At 70.4% G+C, this 18,846-nt stretch carries 17 protein-coding genes; 8 read left to right on the forward strand and 9 right to left on the reverse strand.

The window, feature by feature from the left end; translation table 11 throughout:
• Positions 1-73 precede the first annotated feature (73 nt).
• Positions 74-2,311, reverse strand: a complete 2,238-nt coding sequence (locus tag ACFV9W_RS20110) for a transglycosylase domain-containing protein (protein WP_385762678.1) — start codon at positions 2,309-2,311, stop codon at positions 74-76.
• Positions 2,312-2,771: 460 nt separating this feature from the next.
• On the opposite strand from ACFV9W_RS20110, the gene ACFV9W_RS20115 reads away from it, so the two are divergent.
• A complete protein-coding gene (locus tag ACFV9W_RS20115) occupies positions 2,772-3,116 on the forward strand; it encodes a WhiB family transcriptional regulator (protein ID WP_356387178.1) in 345 nt (114 codons plus the stop codon).
• Between the two features lie 42 nt (positions 3,117-3,158).
• Here the strand turns inward: ACFV9W_RS20115 and ACFV9W_RS20120 are convergent, their stop codons facing one another.
• Both ACFV9W_RS20120 and ACFV9W_RS20125 read right to left on the reverse strand, forming a co-directional pair.
• Positions 3,159-4,451 (reverse strand): ArsA family ATPase, encoded by a 1,293-nt coding sequence (locus ACFV9W_RS20120; RefSeq protein WP_385762681.1) that lies wholly within the window; start codon positions 4,449-4,451, stop codon positions 3,159-3,161.
• Between the two features lie 12 nt (positions 4,452-4,463).
• Complete coding sequence (locus tag ACFV9W_RS20125) at positions 4,464-5,477, reverse strand: ArsA-related P-loop ATPase (RefSeq protein ID WP_385762683.1); 1,014 nt, start codon at positions 5,475-5,477, stop codon at positions 4,464-4,466.
• Between the two features lie 85 nt (positions 5,478-5,562).
• On the opposite strand from ACFV9W_RS20125, the gene ACFV9W_RS20130 reads away from it, so the two are divergent.
• The 4 genes from ACFV9W_RS20130 to ACFV9W_RS20145 all read left to right on the forward strand — a co-directional run bounded on the left by ACFV9W_RS20130 (position 5,563) and on the right by ACFV9W_RS20145 (position 8,033).
• Positions 5,563-5,727: a DUF4177 domain-containing protein gene (locus ACFV9W_RS20130; protein WP_073494871.1), complete on the forward strand. Its 165-nt coding sequence runs from the start codon at positions 5,563-5,565 to the stop codon at positions 5,725-5,727.
• Complete coding sequence (locus ACFV9W_RS20135; RefSeq protein WP_356387189.1) at positions 5,724-6,194, forward strand: RidA family protein; 471 nt, start codon at positions 5,724-5,726, stop codon at positions 6,192-6,194. The genes ACFV9W_RS20130 and ACFV9W_RS20135 overlap by 4 nt, the downstream gene beginning before the upstream one ends.
• Before the next feature lie 118 nt (positions 6,195-6,312).
• Positions 6,313-7,206 (forward strand): NUDIX hydrolase, encoded by an 894-nt coding sequence (locus ACFV9W_RS20140; RefSeq protein ID WP_385762685.1) that lies wholly within the window; start codon positions 6,313-6,315, stop codon positions 7,204-7,206.
• Positions 7,203-8,033, forward strand: a complete 831-nt coding sequence (locus ACFV9W_RS20145) for an MBL fold metallo-hydrolase (protein ID WP_385762687.1) — start codon at positions 7,203-7,205, stop codon at positions 8,031-8,033. The genes ACFV9W_RS20140 and ACFV9W_RS20145 overlap by 4 nt, the downstream gene beginning before the upstream one ends.
• Positions 8,034-8,037: 4 nt before the next feature.
• Here ACFV9W_RS20145 and ACFV9W_RS20150 read toward each other — a convergent pair whose 3' ends face one another.
• Positions 8,038-8,937 carry a sigma-70 family RNA polymerase sigma factor gene (locus ACFV9W_RS20150; protein ID WP_385762689.1) on the reverse strand — a complete coding sequence of 300 codons (900 nt, stop codon included), beginning with the start codon at positions 8,935-8,937 and terminating at the stop codon, positions 8,038-8,040.
• 171 nt (positions 8,938-9,108) lie between these two features.
• Entirely contained in the window at positions 9,109-9,783 is a 675-nt protein-coding gene (locus tag ACFV9W_RS20155; RefSeq protein WP_356387200.1) for a Crp/Fnr family transcriptional regulator, read from the reverse strand.
• Between the two features lie 431 nt (positions 9,784-10,214).
• Between ACFV9W_RS20155 and nth the strand changes: the two genes are divergently transcribed.
• The 3 genes from nth (at position 10,215) to ACFV9W_RS20170 (ending at position 13,258) form a co-directional block, all read left to right on the forward strand.
• Positions 10,215-11,138: an endonuclease III gene (gene nth / locus ACFV9W_RS20160; RefSeq protein WP_385762691.1), complete on the forward strand. Its 924-nt coding sequence runs from the start codon at positions 10,215-10,217 to the stop codon at positions 11,136-11,138.
• An 83-nt stretch (positions 11,139-11,221) separates the two neighbouring features.
• Entirely contained in the window at positions 11,222-11,986 is a 765-nt protein-coding gene (locus ACFV9W_RS20165; RefSeq protein WP_385762928.1) for an NUDIX hydrolase, read from the forward strand.
• Between the two features lie 72 nt (positions 11,987-12,058).
• The gene (locus ACFV9W_RS20170; protein ID WP_385762694.1) at positions 12,059-13,258 is read left to right on the forward strand and encodes a MarP family serine protease; all 1,200 of its coding nucleotides are present in this window, start codon (positions 12,059-12,061) and stop codon (positions 13,256-13,258) included.
• Positions 13,259-13,730: 472 nt separating this feature from the next.
• Here ACFV9W_RS20170 and ACFV9W_RS20175 read toward each other — a convergent pair whose 3' ends face one another.
• The 4 genes from ACFV9W_RS20175 to acs form a co-directional block, all read right to left on the reverse strand.
• Positions 13,731-14,684 carry an alpha/beta fold hydrolase gene (locus ACFV9W_RS20175; RefSeq protein WP_385762696.1) on the reverse strand — a complete coding sequence of 318 codons (954 nt, stop codon included), beginning with the start codon at positions 14,682-14,684 and terminating at the stop codon, positions 13,731-13,733.
• Positions 14,681-15,190, reverse strand: coding sequence for a phage holin family protein (locus ACFV9W_RS20180; protein ID WP_385762699.1), 510 nt, complete (start codon positions 15,188-15,190; stop codon positions 14,681-14,683). The genes ACFV9W_RS20175 and ACFV9W_RS20180 overlap by 4 nt, the downstream gene beginning before the upstream one ends.
• Before the next feature lie 79 nt (positions 15,191-15,269).
• Positions 15,270-16,673 carry a Na+/H+ antiporter NhaA gene (gene nhaA, locus ACFV9W_RS20185; RefSeq protein WP_385762702.1) on the reverse strand — a complete coding sequence of 468 codons (1,404 nt, stop codon included), beginning with the start codon at positions 16,671-16,673 and terminating at the stop codon, positions 15,270-15,272.
• Positions 16,674-16,875: 202 nt separating this feature from the next.
• Positions 16,876-18,831: an acetate--CoA ligase gene (acs, locus tag ACFV9W_RS20190; protein ID WP_385762704.1), complete on the reverse strand. Its 1,956-nt coding sequence runs from the start codon at positions 18,829-18,831 to the stop codon at positions 16,876-16,878.
• Between the last annotated feature and the right edge of the window lie 15 nt (positions 18,832-18,846).

Genomic DNA, 18,846 nt, shown 5'->3' on the forward strand with positions numbered 1-18,846 from the left:
GGCGCACCCCGCGCGGGGTGCGCCCTCTTCCGTCTTTCGCAGGAGGCCCTTCGCGGGGGCCCTTCGCCGGGGGTCAGTGGCGGCCCCAGCCGCCCCCGCCCCCGTTCCCGTTTCCGCCGCCGATCAGGTCCGGCGGGATCGAGATGTCGGGCAGCGGGTCGCTGTCGCCGTTGCCCCCGTCGTCACCGGGCTCGGGCTTGTCGCGCTTGTCCCCGCCCTTGTCCTTCTTCTTGTCCGGGTCCGGGATGTGCACCTTGTTGAAGGTGGGCGCTTCCTTGCCGGAGAGCGCGCCGGTCATCGCGTCGCGCCAGATCGGGCCCGGGGTGTCGGCGCCGAAGACCTTCTCGTGGTACTGGCCGCCGATGGTGATGTCGGTCATCTCGACGGCCTGCGAGGCGCTGCCGACCCAGACGGCGCCGGACAGGTTCGGCGTGTAGCCGGCGAACCAGGCGTTCTTGCGGGCGTCGGTGGTACCGGTCTTACCGGCGTTGTCCCGGCCGGAGAGCCCGGCCGCCTTGCCCGTACCGGAGTCGATCACGCCGCTGAGCAGCGTATTGATCTTGTCGGCGGTCGACGCCGACATCGCCCGCGAGCACTTCGACTTCGGCACGTCGAGCGCCTTGCCGTTGGGGTCGGTGATCGACTCGATGGCGATCGGCGTGCAGTACGTGCCGCGGTTGGCGAACGCCGCGTAGGCGGAGGCCATCGTCAGCGGCGACAGGCCGGTCGAGCCGAGGGTCATCGAGGAGGGGACCTCGTCGACCTTCTTGCCGTTGCCCTGCACCACGCCCAGCTTGTCGGTCATCTTCACGACCGGGCACATGCCGATGTCGCCGATCATCTCCACGAAGTACGTGTTGATGGACTTGGCCATCGCCTCCTTGAGGCGGTACGGGCCGACCTCCGACTCGTTCTCGTTCTCCAGCTTGTAGCCGCCGTCGTTGACCCACGGCTTGCCGCTGCACGTCTGGACGCGGCTCGGGTAGGGCATCTGGTACGGCGCCGGGTACTGCTTCGTCACCGACGTGCCCTTCTCCAGGGCCGCGGCCGCCACGAACGGCTTGAACGTCGAACCGGTCGGGAAGCCGAGGTTGGAGCCGCCGTCCCGGTAGTTGACGGAGTAGTTCATCTCCGACTCGTTCTTGCTGGCGTCCGAGCCGTACGGCTTCGACTGGCCCATGGCGAGGACCTTGCCGGTGCCCGGCTCGACGAACGCGCCCGCGGCGTCGACCTTGTCCGACTGGTAGACGTGCCGCTTCATGGAGTCCTGCACCGACTCCTGCGCCTGCGGGTCGAGCGTCGTCTTCACCGTCAGGCCGCCGCGGTTCCAGACCTTGGCGCGCTCCTCCGGGGTCTTGCCGAAGGCCGGGTTGTTCTTGAAGGCCTGCTCGACGTACTTGCAGAAGAACGCCGCGCCGTGCTCCGCGGTGATGCAGCCGTTCTGCGGCCTGCTGACCTTGAGGCCGATCGGGGTCTTCTTGGCCTTCTCGGCCTCGGCCCGCGTGATGTCGTGCGTCTCGGCCATCCGCTGCAGCACGATGTTGCGCCGCTTCTTCGCCTCGGCCTCGTCGTTGACGGGGTCGTAGCGGCTGGGCGACTGCACGATGCCGGCGAGCATCGCCGACTCCTGGATGTTCAGGTCCTTGGCCGGCTTGGAGAAGTAGCGCTGGGCCGCGGCCTCGACGCCGTAGGCCTGCTGCCCGAAGTAGGTGATGTTCAGGTAGTTGTTGAGGATCTTCTTCTTGCCGACCTCGTTCTCCACCTGGATCGCGTACTTCAGCTCCTTGACCTTGCGGCCGATGGTCTGCTGAGTCGCCTGCGCCAGCTTGGTCGGGTCGTCGCCCGCCTCTTCCATGAAGACGTTCTTCACGTACTGCTGCGTGAGGGTGGAGGCGCCCTGCGAGACGCCGCCGTTCTGCGCGTTGGCGTTGATCGCGCGCAGGATGCCCTTGGCGTCGACGGCGCCGTGCTCGTAGAACCGCGAGTCCTCGATCGCGACGATCGCCTTCTGCATGTACGGCGAGATGTCGTCGAGCTTCACGACGGTGCGGTCGCGCGAGTACGTGGTCGCGATCTTCCCGCCCTGGTTGTCCAGGATCGTGGTCCGCTGGCTCAGCGGCGGGGTCTTCAACGTCGCCGGGATCTCGTCGAATCCCTCGACCGAACCCTTGGCCGCGAGGCCGAGCGCGCCTGCCGCGGGCAGGGCGATCCCCGCCAGTACGGCTCCGGCGAGCACGCTGACTCCGAGGAACTTGGCGGCCTGTTGGGCCGGCGACGTACCGCCGCCACCGCCCGAGCGCTTCTTTCCCATACGGGGCAGCCTACGTGTCGATTCTCCGGACAGGCGTATATGCCTTGGCCTAAGCTGCACTCAACTGTCACAGCAGTGCGGTCTCGTATCAAGATGCGGGACGACCCCGAATCGTTCCCGGCACGTATGAGTACGTATGAAGTGCCTCTTGTAGTCATTCCCGGACCCTTTCGCGGAGCTTCGCGTAGGGCTCAGGGGGTGTCCGAAACCGCCTTGTGTGTCACTCGACGCCCGTTGTGACTCAAGTGAACTGTCCCGTTTTGCCGGGGTTATTACGCATGTCCTCCGGTCACTCCGTCGGGTGATCTGCCGCTTACGCATAGTCCGTTCGGGCCATTCAAGATTGGGCCCGAAGGGGGTGTTGCGCTGTGCCCACCTTCCGTAACGTCCTCAACTGGCGGCGGTGAATATGCCGCTGCCGCCGTGGGGGAGCCTCGATTCGGGAGAGGACGGCGCCGGTATGGGCTGGGTAGTCGACTGGAGTGCGCAGGCGGCCTGCCGCACTACCGATCCGGACGAACTGTTCGTTCAAGGAGCAGCGCAGAACCGGGCGAAGGCGGTGTGCACGGGATGTCCCGTGCGGACCGAGTGCCTGGCGGACGCGCTGGACAATCGCGTCGAGTTCGGCGTGTGGGGTGGCATGACGGAGCGGGAGCGCCGCGCGTTGCTGCGCAGGCGTCCGACGGTCACCTCGTGGCGCAGGTTGCTCGAGACGGCGCGTACGGAGTACGAGCGCGGCGCGGGCCTGCTGCCCGTGGAACTGGAGAACGACGAGACGTACGAGAGGTACGCGGCCGTCGGTTAGCCGGCTCGCCGCGCAGCACCGGTCACATCGACCACGTACGGCTCATGAAGCTGCTCCGGCCGGAGTGCCACCGGCCGCGAGCCGTTCTCCGATGTTCCTGAGGCCTGCCAGGTCGTGCACATCGCCGGGCAGGGCCGCGACCTCGGTCACGGCGACCTCGGGATGCAGTGCAGTGAAGCGGTCACGCGTGCGCTGTTCGCGCGCGACCACCTGCATGCGCTCCGCGTGCAACCGCAGGAGTCCCGCGGTCAGTTGTTCCATGCTGGGTTCGGCCGTGGGGCCGGACCCTGATGTTTCTGGGGATGCCTCGATGGGCGCTTCGGAGGATGCCTCGGGGAGTGCCTCGGGAGTGGCACGATCCTCTTCCTTCCCGCCCGTCTGATCCACAATGCGGCGCTCGTCAAGATTTTCTGCGGCGGCAAGCGCCCGCTCGGCGGACAGCCGGCTCGCGCCGCTGCCGTGCACCCGGTTCAGTACGAGCCCGGCCAGCGGCATCTTCTCGGCGGCCAGGCGCTCCACGAAGTACGCGGCCTCGCGCAGCGCGTCCCGCTCGGGCGCGGCGACCACGAGGAACGCCGTGCCGGGGGCCTGCAGCAGCTTGTACGTGGCGTCCGCGCGCGTGCGGAAGCCGCCGAACGTCGTGTCCATCGCGGCCACGAACGTCTGCACGTCGCGCAGGAGTTGACCGCCGAGCAGCTTGCCGAGGGTGCCGGTCATCATCGACATCCCGACGTTCAGGAACTTCATGCCCGCCCGCCCGCCGACCTTCGCGGGCGCCATGAGCAGCCGGATCAGCTTGCCGTCGAGGAAGGAGCCGAGCCGCGTCGGCGCGTCCAGGAAGTCGAGCGCGGAGCGCGAGGGCGGGGTGTCGACGACGATCAGGTCCCACTCGTCGCGCGAGCGCAGCTGGCCCAGCTTCTCCATCGCCATGTACTCCTGCGTGCCGGCGAAGCCCGCGGAGAGTGACTGGTAGAAGGGGTTGGAGAGGATCGCCTTCGCGCGCTCCTCGTCCGCGTGCGCCTCGACGATCTCGTCGAACGTGCGCTTCATGTCGAGCATCATCGCGTGCAGCTCGCCGCCCGAGCCGTTGTCGATGTCCTTCACCTGGCGCGGCGTGTTGTCCAGCGAGTCGATGCCCATGGACTGGGCGAGCCTGCGGGCCGGGTCGATGGTGAGGACGACGACCTTGCGGCCGCGCTCGGCGGCCCGCAGGCCGAGGGCGGCGGCCGTGGTGGTCTTGCCGACGCCGCCGCTGCCGCAGCAGACCACGATGCGGGTGGCCGGGTCGTCGAGCAGCGGGTCGACATCGAGCGAGGCGCGCGGATCCAGCGTCATCGAAACGGTCCCCTAAATCCCTTGCTGTCGCAGTTCCTCGGCGAGCGTGTAGAGCCCGGAGAGGTCCATGCCCTCGGTGAGCAAGGGCAGTTCGTGCAGTGGGAGGCCCGCCGCGGCGAGCTGGTCGCGCTGGGCGCGCTCCAGGGCGTAGCGCTCGGCGTACTCCCCGGCCTGCGCGAGCAGCGGGCCGACGAGCCGCTTGGCGCTGCCGAGCCCGGCGGCCGTCAGGGCTTCGGTGACCGCCGGACGGACCTCGCCGTCGGAGGTCAGTGCCAGGGCGGGTTCCCCCAGAAGCGCGGGTCGCACCATGTTCACCATGATCCGTCCCACCGGGAGCTTCGCGGCGCGCAGTTCGGCGACCCCGTCGAGGGTCTCCTGCACCGGCATCTCCTCCAGGAGGGTCACCAGGTGCACCGCGGTCTCGCGGGACTTGAGGACGCGCATGACCGCCTGCGCCTGATTGTGTATCGGGCCCATCTTGGCGAGCCCGGCGACCTCGTCGTTCACGTTCAGGAACCGGGTGATGCGGCCGGTGGGCGGCGCGTCCATCACCACGTAGTCGTAGACGTACCGGCCCTGCTTGTCCTTGCGGCGCACGGCCTCGCAGGCCTTGCCGGTCAGGAGCACGTCCCGCAGGCCTGGCGCGATGGTGGTCGCGAAGTCGATCGCGCCCAGCTTCTTCAGGGCGCGGCCCGCGCCGCCCAGTTTGTAGAACATCTGGAGGTAGTCGAGCAGCGCCAGTTCGGGATCGATGGCGAGGGCGAACACCTCCCCGCCGCCCGCCCGTCGCCCGCCACCATCCCTACCTGAGGCGCTTCGCGCCGCTCCTGCATTCGGAGCGACGGCGATCTTCCGCTCCTCGTAGGGGAGCGCTTCCGCCTCGAAGAGCTGTGCGATGCCCTGTCTGCCTTCGACCTCCACGAGGAGAGTGCGCTTGCCCTCGGTCGCGAGGGCGAGCGCGAGCGCGGCGGCGACCGTGGTCTTTCCGGTCCCGCCCTTGCCGCTGACGACCTGGAGCCTGCTCACGTATTCGAGCCTAACCAGTACCTCGGACATCCACGCAGCAGCCTCCGGAACGCTTCGGCCATGTCCGGCGGATACAGTCGGGGCCATGGCAAAGAAGTGGGAATACGCGACCGTGCCGCTCCTCGTGCACGCGACGAAGCAGATCCTGGACACCTGGGGCGAGGACGGCTGGGAGCTGGTCCAGGTCGTGCCGGGGCCGAACAACCCGGAGCAGCTGGTGGCATACCTGAAGCGCGAGAAGCAGGCGTGAGCGGCGTCGTCGACGCGCGGCTCGCCGAGCTGGGCCTGACCCTGCCGCCCGTCGTGCCGCCGGTCGCCGCGTACCAGCCGGCCGTGCAGTCCGGTGTGTACGTGTACACGGCGGGTCAGCTGCCCATGGTCGACGGCAAGCTGCCGCTGACCGGCAAGGTCGGCGACGAGGTCACCGACGAGCAGGCCAAGGACCTGGCCCGCACCTGCGCGCTGAACGCGCTCGCGGCCGTGAAATCCGTCGCCGGTGACCTGGACCGCATCGCGCGTGTCGTGAAGGTCGTCGGCTTCGTGGCCTCCGCCACGGACTTCACCGGTCAGCCGGGCGTCATCAACGGCGCGAGCGAGCTGCTCGGCGAGGTCCTCGGCGACAAGGGCGTGCACGCGCGCAGCGCCGTCGGCGTGGCCGTGCTGCCGCTGGACGCGCCGGTCGAGGTCGAGATCCAGGTGGAGCTCACCGAGGCGTGAGCCGCTGACGTCCGCCTACGCGCGTGTGCGTGCGCGCAGGCCGTGTTCCGGGAGGCCGTCCGATCTTGGTATCGGGCGGCCTCTCGAACATCCTGGCGTCACCGGTTAGCCTCCGGCCATGGCAAATGGGCAGTGGTATCCCCCAGAGTGGCCGGAACGCATCCGTGCCCTCACCGACGGCACGCTCACGCCCGCGACTCCGCGCAGGGCGGCGACCGTGATGCTGCTCAGGCAGGACGCCGCCGCCGATGGCGTCGAGGTGCACATGCTCCGCAGACGTACGTCGATGAAGTTCGCGGCCGGTGCCTACGCGTATCCGGGCGGCGGCGTCGACCCCCGCGACGACGACCGGCTCGTCCGCTGGGCGGGCCCCACGCGCGCGGAGTGGGCCGAGCGGCTCGGGGTGCCGGAGCCGGAGGCCCAGGCGATCGTCTGCGCGGCCGTGCGGGAGACCTTCGAGGAAGCGGGCGTGCTGCTCGCCGGGCCCACCCCGGACACCGTCGTCGACGACACGACGGGCGAGCGGTGGCAGGCCGACCGGCAGGCGCTGATCGACCGGGACCTGTCCTTCGCCGAGTTCCTGGAGAACCGTGGCCTGGTGCTGCGTTCCGACCTGCTGGGCGCGTGGGCCCGCTGGATCACCCCGGAGTTCGAGCCGCGCCGCTACGACACGTGGTTCTTCGTGGCAGCGCTCCCGGCGGGCCAGCGCACCAGCGACGACTCCTCCGAGGCCGACCGCACGGTGTGGATCGGGCCGGGGCGGGCCGCGGCCCAGTACGACCGGGGCGAGCTGACGATGATGCCGCCGACGATCGCGACGCTGCGCACGCTCGCCGAGTACGCGCGCGTGGGCGCCGCCCTGGACGGGGCGGCGGGGCGCGATCTCACCCCCGTCCTCGCGCGGGCGCGCATGGAGGACGACGAGCTGGTGCTGTCCTGGCCGGGGCACGACGAGTTCACCAAGCACATCCCGACCGGGAAGAGCGAAAGCAACGGGGGAGCCTCCTCATGACCGAAGCAGCGGCCCTGCCAGGACAGCCCCGCGGCGGGGTCCTCTCGGGCCCCGCCACCGCCCGCGCGATCAACGTGCTGGCGCCCAACCCGTCCGCGATGACCCTCGACGGCACCAACACCTGGATCGTCGCCGAGCCGGACAGCGACCTCGCCGTCGTGATCGACCCGGGACCGCTGGACGACGCGCACCTGCACGCCGTCATGGACGTCGCCGAGAAGGCGGGCAAGCGGGTCGCGCTCACCCTCCTCACGCACGGCCACCCGGACCACGCCGAAGGGGCGGGCCGGTTCGCCGAGTTGACCGGGACGAAGGTGCGGGCGCTCGACCCGGCGCTGCGCCTCGGGGACGAGGGGCTGGCCGCCGGTGACGTGATCACCACGGGCGGCCTGGAGCTGCGCGTCGTACCGACCCCCGGCCACACCGCGGACTCGCTGTGCTTCCATCTCCCGGCCGATCAGGCCGTGTTGACCGGGGACACCGTCCTCGGCCGCGGCACGACCGTGGTGGCCCACCCGGACGGCCGCCTGGGCGACTATCTCGACTCGCTGCGCCGCCTGCGGTCGCTGACGGTCGACGACGGGGTGCACACGGTGCTGCCCGGCCACGGTCCCGTACTGGAGGACGCGCAGGGCGTGGTCGAGTTCTACCTGGCGCACCGCGCGGGCCGGCTCGCCCAGGTCGAGACGGCCGTCGAGAACGGGTACGTGTCCGCGCCGGACGTCGTGACGCACGTGTACGCGGACGTGGACCGCTCGCTGTGGCCGGCGGCCGAGCTGAGCGTGCGGGCCCAGCTCGAGTACCTGCGCGAACACGGGCTGATCTAGGGCGCTATGGCCTGTCTTCGGTCGCCTGCGGCCACGTGATGCCGAGGGCGGCCAGGCGCGGCGGGTCCGCGATGATGTCGACGCCGACGACCATGCCGCCGCGGAACGTGAAGGCCAGCACCGACACGACCTGGCCGCGGGGCGCCTGCACGATGCCGAGCCCGTCGCCGACGAACGCCGGGTACGCCGCCTGCGCCAGCTTCCCGTAGAACGCGGCCTGCTTGGCCACCGCGAGGCCGCCGCGGAGCAGTCCTGTGGCGGTGCCGGGGCCCGCGTCGACGCGCAACAGGACGTCCGGGTCGAGGAGTTCGAGCAGCGCCTCGAAGTCGCCCACGCGCGTGGCGGCCAGCCAGGCGTCGACGACCTCGCGCTGCCGGGCCGGCGGGGTGTCCTGGGGCACCTGCGCCTCCTGCACCCGGCGTCGCGCCCTGCTGGCCATCTGCCGGGTCGCGGCGGGGGTGTGCTCCACGATGGGCGCGAGCTCCTCGAACGGCACCGAGAACATGTCGTGCAGGACGAAGGCGAGGCGTTCCGCGGGCGCGAGGGTGTCGAGCACGACGAGCAGCGCGAGCCCCACGGAGTCCGCGAGTTCGGCCTCGTGGACGGGGTCGACCGGGCGGACCACCGGGTCGGGGAGGCGGATCTCCGCCGTCCCGTCCTCCAGCGGGTCCTCGCGGCGCGCCGTGCGGGTGCGCAGCATGTCCAGGCAGATCCGCCCGACGACGGTGGTCAGCCAGCCGCTCAGGTTCCGCACGTCGTCCGTCTCGGCCCGCTGCAGGCGCAGCCAGCCCTCCTGCACGGCGTCCTCGGCCTCGCTCAGCGAACCGAGCATCCGGTACGCCACGGAGCGCAGCCGCCCGCGCTCCTCCTCGAAACGGGTGACGAGTTCGGCCGACTGTGTCATCGAGGGCTCCCCCTTGGGGTCTTCGCGCGTCGGTGGCGCTGCGCGTCGCTACGTGGACGGGTCCCGCTCGGTGTGCCGCTGATGCGGTACCAGGTGCCGCTGTGCGGTACTACGTGGACGGGTCCCGCCACGAGATGTGGCGGGACCCGTCTGCGTAGGCATGGTGTCTGGTCAGCGCGAACGCTTCGCGAGGCGCTCCACGTCCAGGAGGATCACGGCGCGGGCCTCCAGGCGGAGCCAGCCGCGGCCCGCGAAGTCCGCGAGCGCCTTGTTGACCGTCTCGCGGGAGGCGCCGACCAGCTGGGCCAGCTCTTCCTGCGTCAGGTCGTGCACGACGTGGATGCCTTCCTCGGACTGCACGCCGAAGCGGCGCGACAGGTCGAGGAGCGCACGGGCCACACGGCCGGGCACGTCGGAGAAGACCAGGTCGGACATCTGGTCGTTGGTCTTGCGCAGGCGCCGGGCGACGGCGCGCAGCAGCGCCGTGGCCACCTCGGGGCGGGCGCTCAGCCAGGGCTGGAGGTCGCCGTGGCCGAGGCCGAGCAGCTTGACCTCGGTGAGGGCGCTGGCGGTGGCGGTGCGCGGTCCCGGGTCGAACAGCGAGAGCTCGCCGATCAGCTCGCCGGGGCCGAGGACGGCGAGCATGTTCTCGCGCCCGTCGGGGGAAGTGCGGTGGAGCTTCACCTTGCCCTCGGTGACCACGTACAGGCGGTCTCCGGGGTCGCCCTCGTGGAACAGGGCGTCGCCGCGTGCGAGGGTCACCTCACTCATGGAGGCGCGGAGCTCCGCGGCCTGCTCGTCATCGAGCGCCGCGAAGAGCGGGGCGCGCCGCAGAACGTCGTCCACGAGTTTCTCTCCTATGTCGCCTGCATCGGGAGTGGGCCCGATCGAATCGACCGGATCACCCCGGTTGTCGATCATTTCCACTGCCCATTTTGCCGGACGGTCCAAACAGTGTGATCAGTCACTCGTACACAAGTCTGCCGCACCCGCGCCACAACCCGAGGGGGAGGGGGCCAATCGTGGAGCGATCCGGCGGCTTCGGGGCGGATGTCAGTGCCGGGCTTTAGGCTGGCCGAGTGTTCAAAATGCCGGTGAGAGCGCAGGCGAAGGGGGTCGTGACGGTGCTGGACGATCTCGATTCCGCTGTGGGCGAACAGGCGCAGAAAGGTGCACCCGAGGCCGTGACCAGGGGTCTGACGGTTGCTCCGGTGAGCGTGCTCGGGGCCGCGCCCGTACTCAAGTCAGTGTCCGTACAGGGGAAGGCCGCCTAGTCGATGTCCGCGCCCGCGAAGAAGACCGCAGCGAAGAAGGCGGCGGCCCCGAAGAAGACCGCAGCGAAGAAGGCGGCTGCCCCGCGGGCGACCGCCTCGCCCGCGGCCCCGGCGAAGAAGGCCGCTCCGAAGAAGGCCGCCGCCCGGCCCGAGTCGCACACCGCGCTCGTCCGGCGTGCCCGGAAGATCAATCGGGAGCTCGCCGAGGTGTACCCGTACGCCCACCCGGAGCTGGACTTCGAGAACCCCTTCCAGCTCCTGGTGGCCACGGTGATGTCGGCCCAGACGACGGACCTGCGGGTCAATCAGACGACACCGGCCCTGTTCGCGAAGTACCCGACCCCCGAGGACCTGGCAGCGGCCAACCCGGAGGAGGTCGAGGAGCTGATCCGGCCGACCGGCTTCTTCCGCGCCAAGACGCGCTCGATCATGGGCCTGGCCAAGGCGCTGAGCGAGGACTTCGGCGGCGAGGTGCCCGGCCGCCTCGAAGACCTGGTCAAGCTGCCCGGCGTGGGCCGCAAGACGGCCTTCGTGGTGCTGGGGAACGCGTTCGGCAGGCCCGGCATCACCGTCGACACGCACTTCGGCCGCCTGGTGCGCCGCTGGAAGTGGACCGAGGAGACGGACCCCGACAAGGTCGAGGCGGCCGTCGGCGCGCTCTTCCCGAAGAGCGACTGGACCCAGCTCAGTCACAACGTGATCTTCCACGGCCGCCGCATCTGCCACTCCCGCAAGCCGGCCTGCGGCGCCTGCCCCATCGCCCCGCTCTGCCCGGCGTACGGGGAGGGCGAGACGGACCCGCAGAAGGCGGAGAAGCTGCTCAAGTACGAGAAGGGCGGCTTCCCCGGCCAGCGCCTCAAGCCCCCGCGGTCGTACCTGGACGCGGGCGGCCTGCCCGCGCCGCCCCTGGCCGGCCGGGAGGCGTGACGGACCGTATCGGAGGGCAGTCGGGGCTTGGCCCAGCACACCGCGAGGGGGCGGCGATGAAGCACGTGAGCGAGATCGACGGGATGAGCGGCGGGGCGGAGGGGACGGCGGCCGGGGCGCACGGCCCGGCGGGTGCGCACGGGCCGGGTGGACCGCACGGCGCGGCCGGCCCGCCGCCCTCCGACGTGACGCTTCGTACCGAGGGACTGCCCGCCTGGCTGGACCCCGTGGCCCACGCCGCCGCCACCGTCCGCGGTGAGCAGCTGAGCCGCTTCCTGCCGCCCGAGAGCGGGGCGGGCCGGCAGTCCGCCGTGCTGATCCTGTTCGGCGAGGGGGAGCGCGGGCCCGAGCTGCTGCTCATGGAGCGCTCAGGCTCGCTCAGATCGCATGCGGGTCAGCCCTCGTTCCCCGGCGGCGCCCTCGACCCGCAGGACGGCGACCCGCTCGCCGACGGCCCGCTGCACGCGGCCCTGCGGGAGGCGTGGGAGGAGACGGGGCTCGACCCGGGCGGCGTCCAGCTCTTCGGCGTGCTGCCGAAGCTCTACATCCCGGTGAGCAGCTTCGTCGTCACGCCCGTACTGGGGTGGTGGCGGGTGCCCTCACCCGTCGCGGCGGTCGACCCGGCGGAGACGGCGCGCGTCTTCACGGTCCCCGTGGCGGATCTCACCGACCCGGAGAACCGGGCGACGACGGTCCACCCGAGCGGCCACCAGGGTCCGGCCTTCCTGGTGGAATCCGCCCTGGTCTGGGGGTTCACCGCGGGCGTGATCGACCGGCTGCTGCACTACGCGGGGTGGGAGCGCCCCTGGGACCGATCAAAGACGGTCCCACTCGATTGGCGGTCGTGACAGGGTGGGCGCCGTGAATCACGAGCACAGGCCGACAGGGGCGAGGCGAGATGCAAGGCGGGGCGTGAATCGGTGAACGTGCTGGACATCCTGCTGCTCGCCGCGGGCGCCTGGTTCGCGATCGTCGGCTACCGCCAGGGCTTCGTCGTCGGCATCCTGTCGGTGATCGGGTTCCTCGGCGGCGGCCTCGTCGCGGTCTACGCGCTGCCTCTCCTGTGGGACGCGATCACCAGTGACGCGGAGGTCACCACGACCGCCGCGGTCGTCGCCGTGGTCGTCGTGATCGTCTGCGCCTCCGTCGGCCAGGCCTTCACCACGCACTTGGGAAACAAGCTGCGCAGATACATCACTTGGTCGCCGGCCCGCGCGCTCGACGCGACGGGCGGCGCGGTGGTCAACGTGGCGGCGATGCTCCTGGTCGCCTGGCTCATAGGCTCCGCCCTCGCGGGCACGTCCCTGCCCACGCTCGGCAAGGAAGTACGCAACTCGAAGGTGCTGCTGGGCGTTTCGCAGGCGCTGCCCACGCAGGCGGACACCTGGTTCGCCGACTTCTCCTCGACCCTCGCGCAGAACGGTTTCCCCCAGGTCTTCAGCCCGTTCGCGAACGAGCCGATCGCCGAAGTGCAGCCGCCGGACCCGGCGCTGGCGAACAGCCGGGTGGCGCTCAACGCGAAGCGTTCCATCGTCAAGGTCGTGGGCCAGGCGCCCAGTTGCGGCAAGGTCCTCGAGGGCACCGGCTTCGTGTTCTCCGACCGCCGCGTGATGACGAACGCGCATGTGGTCGGTGGAGTCGACGAACCCACCGTCCAGATAGGCGGCGAGGGCGTGAAGTACGACGCGAAGGTCGTGCTCTACGACTGGAAGCGCGACATCGCGGTCCTGGACGTGCCGGCCCTGAAGGCGCCCCCGCTCCAGTTCACGGACACCGACGCGCAGCGCGGCGGCGGCGCGATCGTCGCGGGCTTCCCGGAGAACGGCGCGTACGACGTGCGCTCCGCGCGCGTACGCGGCCGCATCACGGCGAACGGCCCGGACATCTACCACCGGGGCACCGTGCGCCGCGATGTGTACTCGCTGTTCTCGACGGTCCGTCAGGGCAACTCCGGCGGACCGCTGCTGACTCCGAGCGGCCAGGTCTACGGCGTGGTGTTCGCCAAGTCCCTGGACGACTCCGAGACGGGTTACGCGCTGTCCGGCGACGAGATCAGCACCGACATCGCGCGCGGCCGTACGGCGAACCAGCAGGTCGACACGGACGCCTGCGCGCTGTAGTCAGCGGGTGTGGAAGGGGCGGTCAGCCCCGACTGCCGTGCCGGATCCGCGCGGACACCCAGCGGGCCCGGCGCCGCAGAATGCGCGGAATGCCCAGCTGGGGATCATGCGCCGACCAGCCGTCCGGCGCCCCCCTCTGGGGAGAGCCCAGCGTCATCGCTGGGCGGCGATTGCGTGCTGCGTCACTGTAGTCGTGCGTCCAGCCCATACCCCGACGTGTGCCCCTGCCCCATGGTCGGTAACCGCCCTCACGCTCCCCAAATTGGCGTATGCGCCGGGCAATTGGCCGTTCGAAGCACAGGTGTTCCCCCTGTCGTAACCGCACCAAACAGGGCTCACCGATCCGGTTCGGGATCCTTCAGCCAGTTGACCAGTTCCTTCGAGAACGCGGCCGGATCCTCCTCGTGCGGACTGTGTCTTCCCGGGGGATAACCCCCGGACCCCCAGCCGGGAGCGGCGCCTTCGCCTGGGTCTACCGGTCGGGTTCCGGGTCTTTCAGCCAGTTCACGAGCTCCTTCGAGAACGCGGCCGGATCCTCTTCATGCGGGAAGTGGCCGAGGCCGTCGAAGAGGCGCCAGCGGTAGGGGGCCTCCACGTACTCGCCCGAGCCCGCCGCGCTGCGGGTGCGCATCACCGGGTCGAGGGAGCCGTGCACATGCAGCGTAGGAACCCGCACGGGGCGCTTCATCCGCCGGTTGAACTGGATCCCGTCGGGGCGCGCGAGGGAGCGCACCATCCACCGGTACGGCTCGATCGAGCAGTGCGCGGTCGACGGGATGCACATGGCCTGCCGGTACGTCCGCACGGTGGCGTCGTCGGGCTGGTGCGGCCCCGACCAGTCGCGGACCAGCTTGCCCACCAGTTCGCCGTCGTTCGCGAGCAGCTGCCGCTCGGGCAGCCAGGGGCGCTGGAAGCCCCAGACGTACGAGCCCGAGCGCGACTGCCGGTAGTCAGCCAGCATCGCCGAGCGCCACCGGCGCGGATGCGGCATCGAGGAGACCACGAGCCGGCGCACCAGCTTGGGGCGCATCACGGCCGCGGTCCAGGCGAGGTAGCCGCCGAGGTCGTGGCCGACGAGCGCCGCGTCGGGCTCGCCGAGCGAGCGCACCACGCCGGTGATGTCGAGCGCGAGGTTCGCCGGGTCGTAACCCCGCGGCGTACGGTCGCTGCCGCCCACTCCGCGCAGGTCCATCGCCACGGCCCGGAAGCCGGCGTCGGCGAGCGCGACGAGCTGGTGCCGCCACGTCCACCAGAACTGCGGGAAGCCGTGCAGGAGCAGGACCAGCGGTCCGTCGCCCATCTCCGCGATGTGGAAGCGCGCGCCGTTCGCCGCGACGTCCCGGTGGGTCAGCTTGTGCTCACCGGGGACGTCGAGGAGTACGGAGGATACGGGCGGCTGGGCCGATGGAGTGGCAGGGTCCGTCATGAGGACGAGCGTGCCACAGCCTCGATGGCCTTCGTGTCATGGCCGTCCGCGGTCACCTCACGGGGGTGCGGCTTGGCGTTCTGGAGTACGCCTGCCGTCTCCTTGAACGAGGCGGCGGTCTTTTGCGGGCCCTTGCCCTTCGCGGCCTTCTTGGCGAACGCGATGCCGATGATCGCGAGCAGCCCGGCGAGGACACAGCTCGCGGCGAACGACAGCAGGAAGCACCAGGCGAGGTTCCAGCCGCCCTCGCCGTTGTGTCCGCCGGTCCACGAGTTGATCCCGTACGCGAGCGCGAAGCTCAGCATCGGCAGCGAGAAGGTGAGGACCACCCCGGCGGCCGCGAGTGCGCCGCCGCTGACGGCACCCCGCTTCACGTCCCGCTTCAGCTGCGCCTTGGCCAGCGCGATCTCGTCGTGCACCAGCGCGGACATCTCGGCCGTCGCCGATGCGAACAGCTGGCCGATGCTGCGTTCGGCGCCGACCGGGTTGTCGTCGGGTGCGCTCATCGCGTACTCCCCTGTTCTTCTGTGGCTGCTTCTTATGCGCGTACTGCTCGTGCCCGTACCGCGCGGACTCTCCGTCAGATCATGCCGGACGCTCGTCCTTGCCGCCTGCCCCGGCCGCCACTTGCGCAAGCCTGCGGTGTTCCGCGGCCTTCTTCTCGTAGATCTCGGCCATCCGGAGGTGGTACTCCGGTTGGCCCTCTTCGTAGATGTCGGGGACGCCGGAGAGGTCGTCGTCCCGGTTCTCGGCCTCGTACAGGGAGCGGTACTTGGCGTTCCGGATCTTCAGGAGCACGCTGGAGAGCACCGCCGCGATCAGCGAGCCGATCAGCACGGACGCCTTGATCTCGTCGGTCAGCAAGGGGTCGTCGGTGAAGGCGAGTTCCCCGATGAGCAGCGAGACCGTGAAGCCGATGCCGGCGAGCGAGGCCACCGCGAACACATCGGGCCAGGCCAGCTCGTCGGAGAGCGAGGCCTTGGTGAAGCGGGCCGTCAGCCAGGTGCCGCCGAAGATGCCGAGCGCCTTGCCGACGACGAGACCGAGCACCACGCCGAGCGTCTCCGGCTGGGTGAAGACATCCCCCAGGGCCCCGCCCGACACCGCGACACCGGCGCTGAACAGCGCGAACAGCGGTACCGCAAGCCCCGCGGAGAGCGGCCGCACCAGGTGCTCGATGTGCTCGCCGGGGGAGTGCTCCTCGCCGTCCTCGCGGTGGCAGCGCAGCATCAGGCCCATGGCGACACCGGCGATGGTGGCGTGCACGCCGCTGTTGTACATCAGCCCCCAGATGACCAGGGCCAGCGGAACGTAGATGTACCAGCCGCGCACCCGCTTCCGCAGCAGCAGCCAGAAGACGGCGAGGCCGAGGAAGGCGCCGCCGAGCGCGGCGAAGTTCAGGTCGTCCGTGAAGAAGATCGCGATGATCAGGATCGCGAAGAGGTCGTCGACCACCGCGAGGGTCAGCAGGAACGCGCGCAGGGCGCTCGGCAGCGACGTACCGATGACGGCGAGGACGGCGAGCGCGAAGGCGATGTCGGTGGCGGTCGGCACGGCCCAGCCGGACATCGATCCGCCGCCGAACGCGTTGACGACCACGTAGACGAGCGCCGGTGTCGCCATTCCGCAGAGGGCGGCGACGACGGGCAGCGCGGCGGCCTTGGGGTCGCGCAGGTCGCCCGCGACGAGCTCGCGCTTGAGTTCTATGCCCGCGACGAAGAAGAAGATCGCGAGGAGTCCGTCGGCGGCCCAGTGTTCGATGGAGAGGTCCAGGCCGAGGGCGCTCGGGCCGATGTGGAAGTCGCTGACGGCCTCGTAGCTGTCGTGCAGGGCCGGAATGTTGGACCAGACGAGCGCGGCGACCGCGGCCACGAGGAGCAGGACGCCGCCGACCGTCTCGGTGCGCAGCGCGTCGGCCACGAAGGTGCGCTCGGGCAGCGAGAGGCGGCCGAATGCCTTGCGGTCGGACTTGTTGTGGGGCGCGCTCACGGGGGAGACCTCCAGTCGGGTACGGCTGACTGCGTTGCCGACCAGACTTCCCGGCGCACCTGTTGGATCTCTGTCGCGTCCTTGACGCGACATTTACCCTACAGGGTGCCCGGCCTGCTTGGTGATCATCACCTTATGCACGGGACGGGCACCCGGCGCGTTCGCCGGATGCCCGTCCCGTGGTGCCTCGGTCGTACGCCGGTCAGTCCTCGCTGGACGCCGACGGCAGCTCCGCCTGGATCAGGTCCATCACGGAGGAGTCGGCGAGCGTCGTGACGTCGCCCACCGCCCGGTTCTCCGCGACGTCGCGCAGGAGGCGGCGCATGATCTTGCCGGAGCGGGTCTTCGGCAGCTCCGCGACCGGCAGGATGCGCTTCGGCTTGGCGATCGGGCCGAGCACGGAGCCGACGTGGTTGCGCAGGTCCGCGACCAGCGACTCGTCCTCCGCGTTCGCGCTGCCGCGCAGGATCACGAAGGCGACGATGGCCTGGCCGGTCGTCTCGTCGGCGGCACCGACCACGGCGGCCTCGGCGACGGCCTCGTGCGAGACGAGCGCCGATTCGACCTCGGTGGTCGAGATGTTGTGCCCGGAGACGAGCATGACGTCGTCGACCCGGCCGAGCAGCCAGATGTCGCCGTCCTCGTCCTTCTTGGCGCCGTCACCGGCGAAGTACGTGCCCTCGAAGCGGGACCAGTACGTGTCGATGAACCGCTGGTCGTCGCCCCAGATGGTGCGCAGCATCGACGGCCACGGCTCGGTGAGGACCAGGTAGCCACCGCCGCCGTTCGGCACCTCGTTCGCCTCGTCGTCGACGACCGTCGCCGAGATGCCCGGCAGCGCGCGCTGCGCGGAGCCCGGCTTGGCCTCCGTGACGCCCGGCAGCGGCGAGATCATGATCGCGCCGGTCTCGGTCTGCCACCAGGTGTCCACGACGGGGCACTTGTCGGCGCCGATGTTCTTCCGGTACCAGACCCAGGCCTCGGGGTTGATCGGCTCGCCCACGGAGCCGAGCACCCGCAGGCTGCTCAGGTCGTACTTCGCGGGGATCTCGTCGCCCCACTTCATGAACGTGCGGATCGCGGTCGGCGCCGTGTAGAGGATCGAGACGCCGTACTTCTGCACGATCTCCCAGAACCGGCCCTGGTGCGGGGTGTCCGGGGTGCCCTCGTAGATGACCTGCGTCGCGCCGTTCGAGAGCGGGCCGTACGTGATGTACGAGTGGCCGGTGACCCAGCCGATGTCGGCCGTGCACCAGTAGACGTCCGTCTCCGGCTTGAGGTCGAAGACGGCGTGGTGGGTGTAGCTGGCCTGCGTCAGGTAGCCGCCGGAGGTGTGCAGGATGCCCTTCGGCTTACCCGTCGTGCCCGACGTGTACAGGATGAAGAGCGGCTGCTCGGCGTCGAAGGCCTGCGGCGCGTGCTCGGTGGACTGGCGCCCGACCGTCTCGTGCCACCACAGGTCGCGCCCCTCGGTCCACGCCACGTCCTGCTTCGTGCGCTGCACGACGAGGACCTTCTCGACGGATACGCGGGTCAGCGCCTCGTCGACCGCGGGCTTCAGCGCGGACGGCTTGCCGCGCCGGAAGCCGCCGTCGGAGGTGATGACGACCTTGGCGTCGGCGTCCTCGATGCGCTTGGCGATGGCGTCGGCCGAGAAACCGCCGAAGACGACGGAGTGCGCGGCGCCGATGCGCGCGCAGGCGAGCATCGAGATGACGGCTTCCGGGATCATCGGCAGGTAGACGGCGACCCGGTCACCGGCCTGAACTCCCAGCTCGGTCAGCGCGTTCGCGGCCCGGCTGACCTCGTCCTTGAGCTCGGCGTAGGTGATCGCGCGGCTGTCGCCGGGCTCACCCTCGAAGTGGATCGCGACGCGGTCGCCGTTGCCGGCCTCCACGTGCCGGTCGACGCAGTTGTACGCGACGTTGAGCTTGCCGTCCTTGAACCACTTGGCGAACGGTGGGTTCGACCAGTCGAGCGTCTCGGTCGGCTCGGTGTCCCAGGTGAGGCGGCGGGCCTGCTCGGCCCAGAAACCGAGCCGGTCAGCCTTGGCCTGCTCGTACGCCTCGGCCGTGACGTTGGCGTTCGCGGCCAGGTCAGCGGGCGGCGCGAAGCGTCGCTCCTCCTTAAGAAGGTTGGCCAGGCTTTCGTTGCTCACGACGCTTCTCCCATG

This window comes from Streptomyces sp. NPDC059897, from assembly GCF_042730865.1.
Taxonomy (GTDB): domain Bacteria; phylum Actinomycetota; class Actinomycetes; order Streptomycetales; family Streptomycetaceae; genus Streptomyces.

Coding starts and splice junctions, on each gene's coding strand:
- ACFV9W_RS20150 (WP_385762689.1), bottom strand. CDS start 8,937: ATGACACAGTCGGCCGAACTCGTCACCCGTTTCGAGGAGGAGCGCGGG.
- ACFV9W_RS20145 (WP_385762687.1), top strand. CDS start 7,203: ATGACCGAAGCAGCGGCCCTGCCAGGACAGCCCCGCGGCGGGGTCCTC.
- ACFV9W_RS20165 (WP_385762928.1), top strand. CDS start 11,222: ATGAGCGGCGGGGCGGAGGGGACGGCGGCCGGGGCGCACGGCCCGGCG.
- ACFV9W_RS20110 (WP_385762678.1), bottom strand. CDS start 2,311: ATGGGAAAGAAGCGCTCGGGCGGTGGCGGCGGTACGTCGCCGGCCCAA.
- ACFV9W_RS20120 (WP_385762681.1), bottom strand. CDS start 4,451: ATGACGCTGGATCCGCGCGCCTCGCTCGATGTCGACCCGCTGCTCGAC.
- nth (WP_385762691.1), top strand. CDS start 10,215: ATGTCCGCGCCCGCGAAGAAGACCGCAGCGAAGAAGGCGGCGGCCCCG.
- ACFV9W_RS20180 (WP_385762699.1), bottom strand. CDS start 15,190: ATGAGCGCACCCGACGACAACCCGGTCGGCGCCGAACGCAGCATCGGC.
- ACFV9W_RS20140 (WP_385762685.1), top strand. CDS start 6,313: ATGGCAAATGGGCAGTGGTATCCCCCAGAGTGGCCGGAACGCATCCGT.
- ACFV9W_RS20115 (WP_356387178.1), top strand. CDS start 2,772: ATGGGCTGGGTAGTCGACTGGAGTGCGCAGGCGGCCTGCCGCACTACC.
- ACFV9W_RS20130 (WP_073494871.1), top strand. CDS start 5,563: ATGGCAAAGAAGTGGGAATACGCGACCGTGCCGCTCCTCGTGCACGCG.
- ACFV9W_RS20175 (WP_385762696.1), bottom strand. CDS start 14,684: ATGACGGACCCTGCCACTCCATCGGCCCAGCCGCCCGTATCCTCCGTA.